We start from the raw sequence: 10,605 nt of genomic DNA, 5'->3' as shown, positions 1-10,605 counted from the left end.
GGAGGGGATGGGCGAGAGCGACGAACGGATGCCGGCACGGCGGCGCCACCGCCGCGTGGTGCGCCCCGGCGCTCCCGGGAGCGACCCGGCGCCCGCCCTGCCGCCGCGCGCCGAGGCGCCCGAGGAGCGGGGCGAGCGCGACGACTCCAACGACGAGCGCCTGAGACGAGATCTGCCCCCGCACTGGGGCAGGCGCTGAGGCCCGCCCCGGCACGGGGGCAGCGGATCGGGGGTCGCGGCTTACGGCTGGCGGGCCTTCAGGAGGTCGCGGATCTCGGCGAGGAGCTCGACGTCGGTCGGGGCCGGCTCCTCGGCGGGGGTGCCGGCGGCCTTGCGGGCCTCCAGGCGCTCCTTGACGTGGTTCATCGGAAGGACCATGACGAAGTACACGACGGCGGCCACGGCCAGGAAGTTGATGATCGCGCCGATGATCATGCCGAAGGAGAGGTCGGAGTGCCCGCCGGAGACGGTCGGGATCTGCACGATCAGGGCCTTGCTCAGGTCGCTCGCGTTGAACAGCGCGCTGATCAGCGGGTTGATGAAACCGTTGACCACGGCGGTGACGATCGCGGTGAACGCGGCGCCGATGACGACCGCGACCGCGAGGTCGATGACGTTGCCGCGCAGGATGAAATCCCTGAACCCCTTGAGCATCTGGTCCCCCTTCAGGTCAGTTTGTGCCGCTCAATGTTCCTTATGATGCCGCAGGGGCGCTCGATGACGAAGCATTCGAGCCGGACGACGCCGGTGCGGCGGACGACGGCGTGGAACCCGACCCGGTGCGCGAGTCGGTGCGGTAGAAGCCCGAGCCGTTGAAGGTGACGCTGCCCAGGCCGAAGACCTTGCGCAGCGCCCCGCCGCAGCTGGGGCACTCGGTGAGCGTGGGGTCGGAGAAGGACTGCACGGTGTCGAAGCGGTGGCCGCAGGCCGTGCAGGCGTAGGAATAGGTGGGCATGGCTCCTCGTCAGGTGGTCGCGTCGGTGGGCCGAGCCGCCGCCTCGGAGTCGAGGCCCAATCCCTGTGCACGCTGCGAGAGGCAGACGATGCGGGTCGGGGTGACGACCCCGTCGACCGGTACGTCATGGCGCTCACGGGGCACGTCGTCCACGAGTTCCTCGTCGAACAGCACGGCGAATACCGGGGGACATTTTCCCATGCTGCCGAGCATCTTGTCGAAGTATCCGCGGCCCCACCCGAGCCGCATGCCGGAGCGGTCGACCGCGGCCGCCGGCACCAGGATCACGTCCACGTCGTTGATCGCCATCGGACCGAGCAACTCGCCCGTCGCCTCCGGCCAGCCGAGGAAGCTCTCGGTCTCGCTCTCCCCGTCGCCGGTGGTCCAGTCGAGCAGACCGTCCTGTCGGGAGATCGGCAGAAGAGTTCGGATCCCGTTCTCCCTGGCCCAGTTGAGGAACGGGCGCACGTTCGGCTCGGTGGTCGACGACAAGTACGCCGACAGCGAACTGACCCCCAGACGGGTGACCAGCTCTTTCAGGCGCTCGGTGAGCCCCACCTCGTCGCGTTCCCGCGCCGGGCCTGGCCTGTTGCGTCGGCGCTCCCGCAATTCCGCCCGCAGAGCACGCTTGCGGTTGCTGATCTCGTCTCCGGGCATGGGCACATTGTAGGGTCGCCCGATCGCTACCCTGGGGGCATGGTGAACTCATCGATCACGAAGGCCGTCATTCCCGCTGCAGGCCTCGGCACGCGGTTCCTGCCCGCGACCAAGGCGATGCCGAAAGAGATGCTTCCGGTGGTCGACACCCCTGCGATCCAGTACGTCGTGCAGGAGGCCGTCGATTCAGGACTTCACGATGTCCTCCTCGTCACCGGGCGGAACAAGAACGCCCTCGAGAACCACTTCGACCGCGCCGCCGAGCTCGAGGCCCAGCTCGAGAAGAAGGGCGACGTCGAGAAGCTGCGCAAGGTCAACTTCTCCACGGAGCTCGCCGACGTGCACTACGTGCGCCAGGGCGACCCGAAGGGCCTCGGCCACGCCGTTTTGCGGGCCCGCCCGCACGTCGGCAACGAGTCGTTCGCGGTGCTGCTCGGCGACGACATCATCGACCAGCGCGACCCGCTGCTGAAGCGGATGCTCGAGGTGGCCGAGAAGCGGCACACCACCGTCGTGGCGCTGCTCGAGGTCGACCCGAGCCAGATCCACCTCTACGGCGCCGCCGCGGTCGTCGAGACCGACGAGCCCGACGTGGTCAAGATCACCGGCATGGTCGAGAAGCCCAAGGCGGAGGACGCGCCGAGCAACCTCGCCATCATCGGCCGTTACGTGCTGCGCCCCGAGATCTTCAACATCCTCGAGCACACCAAGCCGGGCAAGGGTGGCGAGATCCAGCTGACCGACGCCCTGCAGGAGCTCGCCGAGGGGCCCGACTGGATGGGCGGCGTCTACGGCGTCGTCTTCCGTGGCCGCCGCTACGACACCGGCGACCGGCTCGACTACCTCAAGGCCATCGTGCGCATCGCCGCCGACCGCGAGGACCTCGGGCCCGACTTCCGCGAATGGCTCAAGGAGTACGCGGCCCAGCTGCCGCAGGACATCCCGGCCGGCGACCAGCTGCCCGAGCCGAGCACGGGCGCGATCCCGGTCGTCGACCAGGACAGCGCGCTCGAGAACGCCTGAGGTCCGAGCGGCCTGACGCGCAGGCGCCGTGTCGCGCGGGCGCCCTGACACTCGGCGACCTCGGGCCCGGGCGAGCTGACCCTCCGGCGAACCGCCGCCGCAGGCATCCGCACACCTTCGCTCAGGTGTGGATAGCCTGAACGGCATGGCCCTCTATCTGCCGACCCTGAGCGACGGGCCGGTCACCGTGCGCCCGGTGCGGGTGCGGGACGCCCGCGCCCTGGAGCGCGAGTTGCTCGACAACCGCGCCTGGCTTCGGCAGTGGGAGGCGACGAACCCGAACGGCCCCTCCGGGTTCGACACCCGGGGCAGCATCCGTGCCCTGCTCGCGAACTCGCGGGCGGGGCACGGCATGCCGTTCATCATCGAGTACGAGGGGCAGCTCGCTGGCCAGCTGAACGTCTCGTCGATCTCGTACGGCTCACTGTCGAGCGCGACGATCGGATACTGGGTCTCGGAGCGCTTCGCCGGCAAGAACGCGACCCCGACCGCGGTGGCGCTCGTCACCGACCACTGCTTCTTCACCGTCGGGCTGCACCGCATGGAGATCTGCATCCGGCCCGAGAACAAGCCCTCGCTGCGCGTCGTCGAGAAGCTCGGGTTCCGGTACGAGGGGCTGCGGCGCCGGTACATCCACATCAACGGGGACTGGCGCGACCACTTCTGCTTCGCGCTCGTCGTCGAGGAGGTGCGGCAGGGGGTGCTGCGCCGCTGGAAGGACGGGGCCGTGCCGGCCCTCGTCGCGCAGCGACCGGAGGTCGACGTGCGCGCCGCCGAGCATCCGCTGCCCGTCATCAAGTAGTCGTCGCCCCCGGGCCGTGCCTGCCCAAGGCGAGTCCGGGATTCGGCGGCGTGACGGCGAATCCCGGTACGACTCGCGCCGGGCCGTGCCTGCCCAAGGCGAGTCCGGGATTCGGCGGCGTGACGGCGAATCCCGGTACGACTCGCGCCGGGCGGGGACCGGCGCGACAACAAGAATGACACGCGTGTAATTTCCCCCGTGAGGGCCCACGGCGCACCTACTCTGACGACATGGTGGACGGGAACCTCTTGGGCGGCGGCGTGGTCATGGCGCTCGCCGCGCTGCTCTGGCTCGTCTATCTCGTGCCGACCTGGCTGCGCCGCCGCGAGTACATGGCCACCGAGCGCAACGCGGTGCGCCTGCAGCAGACGCTGCGCATTCTCGCCGAGGCGGCCGAAGTACCCGAGGAGGTCCACGTGGAGGCCAACGCCCGCACCGTCGCGGAACAGCAGAAGCGGCTGCGCAAGGTGCAGCAGCGCGCCATCGCCGAGGCGAAGGAGCGCGCCGCCGCGCTCGCCGCTGCCGAAGAGCGGGCCCTCGCCGAACGCCGCGCCGCCGCAGAAGCTCAGCAGCGCGCCGAGGCCGAGGCCGCCGCGCAGGCCCGTGCCTGGGCCGCCGCCGAAGCCCGCGCCCGCATCCAGGCCACCCGCGAGCGGGTGGAGGCCGCCGAGCGCAAGGCCCGCGCGGCCGGCGCCGTCCTGCCGGCGACCGTCGCGCGCAGCGTCAAACGCGGCCGCATGGTCGCCACCAGCGTGCTGGCCGTGGGCGTCGTGCTCATGATCGTGGGCGCGGTGAGCGGATGGCTGGTCGCCCCGCTGCTCCTCGGAGCAGCACTCAGCCTCGGCGCCCTCGTCGTGCACGGCCGGCTTGCGGCGCGCGTCGCCGAGGCGCGCAAGGAGACCCGCGTCCTGGCGCGCCGCGCCGCGGCCCCGGCGGCGCTCTACGACCACGCCGAGCACGCCGGCCAAGCGCCCGCCGAGGCGCCCGAGGATGAGGTCGAGCTCGAGGAGTCCGAGCCGTGGACCCCGCGGCCGCTGCCGCGCCCGCTGCACCTCTCCCGCGGCACCGTGGCGGCCTCGACGATGGCGTCGATCTCGGCCGCTGCCGAGTTGCGCCGCGCGGCGAACCGCGCGGAGCTCGAGGAGCGCGCCCGCCGGCTCGAGGCCGAGCGCAACCCGCTCGTGGCGAAGTTCCGACCTGCAGCCGCGGGCAGCACGCCCGAGCAGGCGAAGACGGCGCAGGCCCACGCCGAGGACGCCGCGAAGCGGACGGCGGGCGAGAACCCGGCCGCGCAGGCCGCGCCCGCGGCATCCGCCCCGCTGTCGAAATATGCCCGCATGGGCATCGTGGCCGAGCAGGGCGCGCCGGCCCTCGATCTCGACCAGGCCCTGGCCCGCCGCCGCGCCGGCTGACCCGCGCCGGCCGCGCCGCGAGGGCGCGGGGCCGGCGGGAGAAGTGTGGCGGGCCGTGCGCTCGGGTACTTCTCTACGCATATGCGCCGATTTCGCCTGCTGGTCGTGGCCGCCGCCGTCGCGGCCACGCTGTCGCTGACGGGGTGCGTGCCGACCTCCGGCGGCATCGCCGGACAGGTGGAGCGCGGGCTCGACTCGGCCGACAGCGCCGCGCAGACGGCGCTGCTCGCGCTCACCCAGCTGCGCTCCGGCAAGTCGCTGTCGACGCACGCCGAGACCGCCGTCGACGACGCGCTGACCTCGCTGGAGCAGGAGCAGGACTCGCTGGGCTCGCTCGAACCGGCCACGGTGCGTGAGCGTCGCTGGCGGCAGCGAGCAGGCGACGCGATGTCGCAACTCGACGACGCGCTGCAGGACGCGCGCTCAGCGGCCTCGGGCGACGCGGGCGTGCGCTGGTCGCAGGCGATCACGGAGCTGCGCCGGGCGGAGCACGCCGTGTCGAAGGCGCGCGACGGGATCACCCGGCAGGCGGGGGAGAAGTCGTGAGCAAGGTCCTCGGCATCTTCCTCGGCATCCTCACCGCCATCGGCGGTTTCGTCGACATCGGAGACCTGGTCACGAACGCGGTGGTCGGCTCGCGCTTCGGCCTGTCGCTCGCGTGGGTGCTGCCGATCGGCGTGATCGGCATCATCGTCTTCGCCCAGATGTCGGGCCGGGTGGCCGCCATCAGCGGGCGGGCCACCTTCGAGATCATCCGGGAACGGCTCGGGCCCGGGCTCAGCCTCGCCAACCTCGGTGCGTCGTTCTTCATCAACCTGCTCACGCTGACGGCCGAGGTCGGCGGCATCGCGCTCGCGATGCAGCTGGCGAGCGGCATCGAGCCGCTGCTGTGGATGCCCGTCGCCGCGTTCGCGGTGTGGCTCGTCCTGTGGCGGGTGGGCTTCGAGGTGATGGAGAACGTCGTCGGACTGCTCGGACTGTGCCTCGTCGCGTTCGCGGTCGCCGTCTTCCTGCTGAAGCCGGACTGGGGCGCCCTCGTGCAGTCGGCCGTGCCGAAGGTGCCGCAGTCGGAGCATCCGTCGACGTACTGGTACTACGCCGTGGCGCTGTTCGGCGCGGCGATGACGCCGTACGAGGTGTTCTTCTTCTCCTCCGGAGCGCGCGAGGAGCACTGGAGCAAGAAGGACCTCGGCGAGTCGCGGGCGAACGTGTTCGTCGGCTTCCCGCTCGGCGGCCTGCTGTCGCTGTCGATCGCGGTGTGCGCGACGCTCGTGATGCTGCCGCGGGGCATCCAGGTCGAATCGCTGTCGCAGGTGGCGATGCCGGTGGCGCAGGCGGGCGGCACGGTGCTGCTCATCATCGTGATCCTCGGCATGGTCGCCGCCACCTTCGGCGCCGCGCTCGAGACGTGCCTGTCGAGCGGGTACACGATCGCGCAGTACTTCGGCTGGCCGTGGGGCAAGTTCCGCAAGCCGGCGCAGGCCTCGCGCTTCCACCTGGTGATGATCGTGTCGCTGCTGATCGGGCTCGGCGTGCTCGCCACCGGCGTCGACCCGGTGCAGGTGACCGAGTTCTCGGTGGTGTTCTCGGCGCTCGCGCTGCCGCTGACCTACCTGCCGATCCTGCTTGTGGCCAACGACCCGGAGTACATGGGGGAGGACGTGAACGGCAAAGGCACGAATGCGATCGGCTTGATCTATCTCGCGATCATCGTGGTCGCGTCGGTCGCGGCGATCCCGTTGATGATCGTGTCGGGGATGGGCGCATGACGGATTCTTCGCACGAACTGCCCCGCGACACCTCGGTGCGCGGGCGGGTGCTCGATGCCCGGCTGCACCTGCTGGACCGGCAGATCGTCGACCCCGACGAGGTGCCGCTCGCGACCGTCGACGACCTGGAGCTCGACGGCGTCGAGCCGGGCGACCGACCCGACCCGGATGCGCCGGTGCGGGTGCGGGCGCTGCTGTCGGGGCCGCTGCTGATGACGCGCATCTTCGGCGGCCGGGTGCGGCGCGACCGGCAGGACGAGGTGCCGTGGCGGGACGTATCCGATCTCGACGCGGTCGTGCACGTCGTGAAGCCCGCCGACGAGTACGAGGCGAGCTGGACCGAGCGCTGGGTGCGCGAGCGCATCATCGCGCGCATTCCGGGAGGCCGGCATGCGCCTGAGTGAGCTGCTGGGCCGGGACCTGAGAGAGGCGGATGGCTCGTTCGTCGGCCATGTCGTCGACGTGCGCCTCGTGCTGGACGGGCCGCCGGCGGCAAGTGGTACGGCGGCGCTGGCGGATCCCGTCGTGCACGGCCTTCTGGTCAGCCCGCACACGCGCGAGTCGTTCCTCGGCTACGAGCGCACCCGGGTGAATCGGCCGGCCGTGATCGCCCGCTTCCTGCAGTGGCGGCAGCGCGGCACGGTGCTGGTGCTGTGGCGCGACGTCGAGCGGGTGGGCGATGACATCGTGCTGCGGGCGGGCGCGCGGCGGTACTCGCCGGAGCTGCCGGACTGAGCTGCCGTGGACCGCCGTGGACCGGGCGCTCTGGTCAGAACGGCCGTTTCGCCCGTGATAGTCTTTTCAGGCACTCGGGCCCTTGGCGCAGTTGGTAGCGCGTCTCGTTCGCAATGAGAAGGTCAGGGGTTCGAATCCCCTAGGGTCCACCGAGAAGTCCCGGTCAGAAGTTCTTCGACCGGGACTTTCTGCGTCAGGCACCTGCTCGTCGTCCCCACCTGCGCCTTCACCGCTTGTCGACGAGCACGCCGATTAGACGGCCGCCATCATCTTCTGGATCGCCTCCCGATTGTGACAACCGTGGTTGTCGCACGTCAACCGTGGCTTCATCGCTCCCCAGGTTCGGCTCGCGGGCGGCCGCGTTGTCAATGGGGTTGCCGTGACGCGGGAGCGGGAAAACGATGGCCGCATGAGCGACACAGAGAACGATGAGCGCAAGAAGAACCTGAGCGAGCTGGCATCCGATGCGGCTCACCCGTTCGATCAGACCAACGGCATCGTGGAAGGTCTTGACGGTGACGCCGACGCGCCGGAGCACATGGACGAGAAGACCGGGAATCGCGACGCCGCGCCGGTGTTGGGCGCGCCGGCGCCGGGGTCTCAGATGCCGGGCGGCGCCGTCCCCGTGAGCGTGGACGAGGTCGACGACGGGGCCGACGACACGGATTCATCGCCGGCCTGACGCGGCACGGGAGCCGTTTCAATCCGGAAGGCTGCGCAGAGTCGCGCTCAGCCCTCGTCGTCCACGACGAAGAGAGCGTCGTCGTGCACGCTGCCGCCGGGCACGGATGCGTCGGCGGGGGCTGCGAGTTCCTCGTAGTAGCCCAGGTGATTGCCCCACGGGTCGTCGAAGTTGAAGTAGCGCACCACGCCGGGCAGGGACTCGAGCGGGCCCGGAGTGAGGCCGGCTTCGGCCGCGGCGCGGTGCATGGCGCGCGCATCCGTCACGCCGAATCTCATGCGGTTGGTGAGCGGGCGCACTTCGTCCACGACGACGAGCTGCAACCACACCTCGCCCTGGAGCCGGTACTCGACGAAATCCTCGTGCGGCTGGAACTCGGGCTCGGCCCCGATCAGCGCGTCGTAGAGCGCTCGCGCTCGCCCGAGGTCGCCCACCTGGAGCTGCAGCGTCGTGCCGATCGGCTTCTCGAACCCCTGCATGCTTGCACACTAGCGCCAGCTCGGTCGACGGGCACCGCCGGTCCGCTTCCGCCAAAGCCTTGCAAACCGCGACCGCCGGCTGGAGCATGGGCGGCATGTCGCGGGTGCGCGTGCACAACTTCTCGATCTCGCTCGACGGCTTCGCCACCGGCGAGGGGCTCGGCCTCGACGCCCCGTTCGGTCACGCCGGCGGCCGCCTGCACGAGTGGATGTTCGCCACCCGCACCGGCAACGAGGATCTCTTCGGCCGGCAGGGCGGCACGACGGGCGTCGACGACGCGTTCACCGCGCAGTGGTTCCCGCGCATCGGCGCCGAGATCATGGGCCGGGGCAAGTTCGGGCCGCAGACCGGGCCGTGGACCGACCTCGGCACCGACGCCGAATGGCGCGGCTGGTGGGGCGAGAACCCGCCCTTCCACACCCCGGTGTTCGTGCTGACCCACCACCCGCGGCCGTCCCTCGAGATGGAGGGAGGCACGGTCTTCCACTTCGTCGACGCCTCACCCGAGCGGGCGCTCGAACTCGCGCGCGAGGCCGCCGGCGGACTCGACGTGCGCATCGGCGGCGGGCCGACCACGGTGCGCGAATTCCTCGCGGCGGGGCTCATCGATCACCTGCACCTGGTGCTGGTGCCGATCGTGCTCGGCCGCGGCACCCGGCTGTGGGACGGGCTCGAGGGGCTCGAGGCGGACTACGCCGTCGAGGCCGTCTCGAGCCCGAGCGGGGTCACTCACCTGACGCTCACGCGTCGCGGTTGACGCGTCGCGGTTGACGCGTCGCGGTTGACGCGTCGCGGTTGACGCGTCGCGTCTGAGGCGCACGGATGCCGCGCCGGCGGTTCCTCGCGCCCCGTCGGTGCACTCAGTGCGCGACGAGCGGCGCGAGCGTCTGGCCGAGCCGGGTCACGACGCCCGGCTCGTGGCCGTTGAGCGGGGCGTTGACGATGACCCCGTCGACTCCGGCGCCGAGGATCTCGTTCCGGATGCGGTCCGCGATCACCTCGGCGGTGCCGACGAAGGCGCGGGCGCGGCGCTCCTCAGGCATCCGTTCGAGAATCGCGTCGGCCTCGGTCTGCGTCTCGACGAGCACGACGCTGGTGAGGTAGCTGGTCTTGAGCGTCGCCGGGTCGCGGTCGATCTCCTCGCAGCGCTGCCGGAGCACCTGCACCTTGCGGGGCAGCTCGTCGAGCGGGGCGATGATGTTCATGTGGTCGGCGAAGCGGGCCGCGAGCCGGAACGTCTTCCGCTCGCCCTGGCCGCCGAGCATGATCGGGATGCTGTCGCGGAAGCGGGGCACGTTCATCGCCCCGTGCACCCGGTACCACTTGCCGGTGAACTCGGGCCGCTCGTCGCGCAGCATCGGATGGATGATCTGCAGCGCCTCGTCGAGCTTCTCGAACCGCTCGGTGAAGGTGTCGAAGTCGAAGCCGAGCTGCTCGTGCTCGAGCTCGAACCACCCGGCGCCGATGCCGAGGATGGCGCGGCCGTGGCTGATCACGTCGAGCGTGGTGACGGTCTTGGCCAGCAGCGCCGGATTGCGGTAGGTGTTGCCGGTCACGAGCGCGGAGACCTGGATGGTGCTCGTGGACGCCGCGAGCGCGGCGAGCGTCGAGTACGCCTCCAGCATGGGCTGGTCGGGGGTGCCGATGCCGGGCAGTTGGTAGAAGTGGTCCATCACGAGCACGGTGTCGAAGCCGCTCGCCTCGGCCTCGCGGGCCTGGGCGACGACGGTGTCGAACAGCGTGGCGGGGCCGCCGGGGTAGCTGAAGTTGTCGCGCGTCAGACTTTGTGGCAGGACCATTGATTGAGTCCTGAGCGGAGAGTTCGACATGGGAAGACCACCTGTGATCCCGGTGGAGAAGAAGACGAGGATCGTGCTGAGCATCCTCGCCGGCGAGATGACGATCGCCGAGGCGGCCAGGCGCGAGAAGGTCAGCGAGCAGTCGATCGGCCGGTGGAAGGCGGACTTCCTCGAGGCCGGGAAGACGAGTCTCGCGGCGGGCAAGAACGGGCCCTCGACCCGGGAGCAGCAGCTCGAGGCGGAGGTCGCGGAGCTGACCCAGGCGCTCGGTGAGGCGGCGGTCGAGATCCG

At 70.8% G+C, this 10,605-nt stretch carries 16 protein-coding genes and 1 tRNA gene; 12 read left to right on the top strand and 5 right to left on the bottom strand.

Going from position 1 to position 10,605, the window contains the following annotated elements; translation table 11 throughout:
* The first annotated feature begins 7 nt into the window (after positions 1-7).
* On the top strand, positions 8-199 hold the full coding sequence (locus H563_RS16120; protein WP_022882470.1) for a hypothetical protein: 192 nt from the start codon (positions 8-10) through the stop codon (positions 197-199).
* A gap of 41 nt (positions 200-240) precedes the next feature.
* On the opposite strand, the gene mscL is transcribed toward H563_RS16120, so the two are convergent.
* From mscL to H563_RS16115, 3 genes are read right to left on the bottom strand one after another with little or no spacing between them, the layout of a single operon-like run.
* Complete coding sequence (gene mscL, locus H563_RS0110000) at positions 241-654, bottom strand: large conductance mechanosensitive channel protein MscL (RefSeq protein ID WP_022882469.1); 414 nt, start codon at positions 652-654, stop codon at positions 241-243.
* Between the two features lie 40 nt (positions 655-694).
* Complete coding sequence (locus H563_RS0109995) at positions 695-955, bottom strand: FmdB family zinc ribbon protein (RefSeq protein WP_022882468.1); 261 nt, start codon at positions 953-955, stop codon at positions 695-697.
* A gap of 9 nt (positions 956-964) precedes the next feature.
* Positions 965-1,612, bottom strand: coding sequence for a 5-formyltetrahydrofolate cyclo-ligase (locus H563_RS16115; RefSeq protein ID WP_022882467.1), 648 nt, complete (start codon positions 1,610-1,612; stop codon positions 965-967).
* 39 nt (positions 1,613-1,651) lie between these two features.
* On the opposite strand from H563_RS16115, the gene galU reads away from it, so the two are divergent.
* The 9 genes from galU to H563_RS0109945 all read left to right on the top strand — a co-directional run bounded on the left by galU (position 1,652) and on the right by H563_RS0109945 (position 8,035).
* Positions 1,652-2,635: a UTP--glucose-1-phosphate uridylyltransferase GalU gene (galU, locus tag H563_RS16110; RefSeq protein ID WP_022882466.1), complete on the top strand. Its 984-nt coding sequence runs from the start codon at positions 1,652-1,654 to the stop codon at positions 2,633-2,635.
* 145 nt (positions 2,636-2,780) lie between these two features.
* Positions 2,781-3,437 (top strand): GNAT family N-acetyltransferase, encoded by a 657-nt coding sequence (locus tag H563_RS0109980; RefSeq protein WP_022882465.1) that lies wholly within the window; start codon positions 2,781-2,783, stop codon positions 3,435-3,437.
* Positions 3,438-3,667: 230 nt separating this feature from the next.
* Positions 3,668-4,849, top strand: coding sequence for a hypothetical protein (locus H563_RS0109975; protein ID WP_022882464.1), 1,182 nt, complete (start codon positions 3,668-3,670; stop codon positions 4,847-4,849).
* An 81-nt stretch (positions 4,850-4,930) separates the two neighbouring features.
* Positions 4,931-5,395 carry a hypothetical protein gene (locus H563_RS0109970; RefSeq protein ID WP_022882463.1) on the top strand — a complete coding sequence of 155 codons (465 nt, stop codon included), beginning with the start codon at positions 4,931-4,933 and terminating at the stop codon, positions 5,393-5,395.
* Positions 5,392-6,618 (top strand): Nramp family divalent metal transporter, encoded by a 1,227-nt coding sequence (locus H563_RS0109965; protein WP_022882462.1) that lies wholly within the window; start codon positions 5,392-5,394, stop codon positions 6,616-6,618. The genes H563_RS0109970 and H563_RS0109965 overlap by 4 nt, the downstream gene beginning before the upstream one ends.
* Positions 6,615-7,022: a hypothetical protein gene (locus tag H563_RS0109960; protein WP_022882461.1), complete on the top strand. Its 408-nt coding sequence runs from the start codon at positions 6,615-6,617 to the stop codon at positions 7,020-7,022. Before H563_RS0109965 ends, H563_RS0109960 begins: the two co-directional genes overlap by 4 nt.
* Complete coding sequence (locus H563_RS0109955) at positions 7,009-7,353, top strand: PRC-barrel domain-containing protein (RefSeq protein WP_022882460.1); 345 nt, start codon at positions 7,009-7,011, stop codon at positions 7,351-7,353. Before H563_RS0109960 ends, H563_RS0109955 begins: the two co-directional genes overlap by 14 nt.
* A 76-nt stretch (positions 7,354-7,429) precedes the next feature.
* Positions 7,430-7,502, top strand: a tRNA-Ala gene (locus tag H563_RS0109950).
* Positions 7,503-7,762: 260 nt separating this feature from the next.
* Complete coding sequence (locus H563_RS0109945; RefSeq protein WP_022882459.1) at positions 7,763-8,035, top strand: hypothetical protein; 273 nt, start codon at positions 7,763-7,765, stop codon at positions 8,033-8,035.
* Positions 8,036-8,082: 47 nt separating this feature from the next.
* On the opposite strand, the gene H563_RS0109940 is transcribed toward H563_RS0109945, so the two are convergent.
* On the bottom strand, positions 8,083-8,514 hold the full coding sequence (locus H563_RS0109940; RefSeq protein ID WP_022882458.1) for a VOC family protein: 432 nt from the start codon (positions 8,512-8,514) through the stop codon (positions 8,083-8,085).
* 95 nt (positions 8,515-8,609) lie between these two features.
* On the opposite strand from H563_RS0109940, the gene H563_RS0109935 reads away from it, so the two are divergent.
* Positions 8,610-9,272 carry a dihydrofolate reductase family protein gene (locus tag H563_RS0109935; RefSeq protein ID WP_027479313.1) on the top strand — a complete coding sequence of 221 codons (663 nt, stop codon included), beginning with the start codon at positions 8,610-8,612 and terminating at the stop codon, positions 9,270-9,272.
* Positions 9,273-9,375: 103 nt separating this feature from the next.
* On the opposite strand, the gene H563_RS0109930 is transcribed toward H563_RS0109935, so the two are convergent.
* A complete protein-coding gene (locus H563_RS0109930; RefSeq protein WP_022882456.1) occupies positions 9,376-10,314 on the bottom strand; it encodes an LLM class F420-dependent oxidoreductase in 939 nt (312 codons plus the stop codon).
* 28 nt (positions 10,315-10,342) lie between these two features.
* Between H563_RS0109930 and H563_RS0109925 the strand changes: the two genes are divergently transcribed.
* Positions 10,343-10,605, top strand: a 263-nt coding sequence (locus H563_RS0109925) for a transposase (protein ID WP_155865171.1), incomplete at its 3' end; no start/stop codon positions are given.

It is taken from the genome of Gryllotalpicola ginsengisoli DSM 22003 (assembly GCF_000419445.1).
Classification (GTDB): domain Bacteria; phylum Actinomycetota; class Actinomycetes; order Actinomycetales; family Microbacteriaceae; genus Gryllotalpicola; species Gryllotalpicola ginsengisoli.
This window is presented reverse-complemented; position numbering and strand designations above follow the sequence as displayed.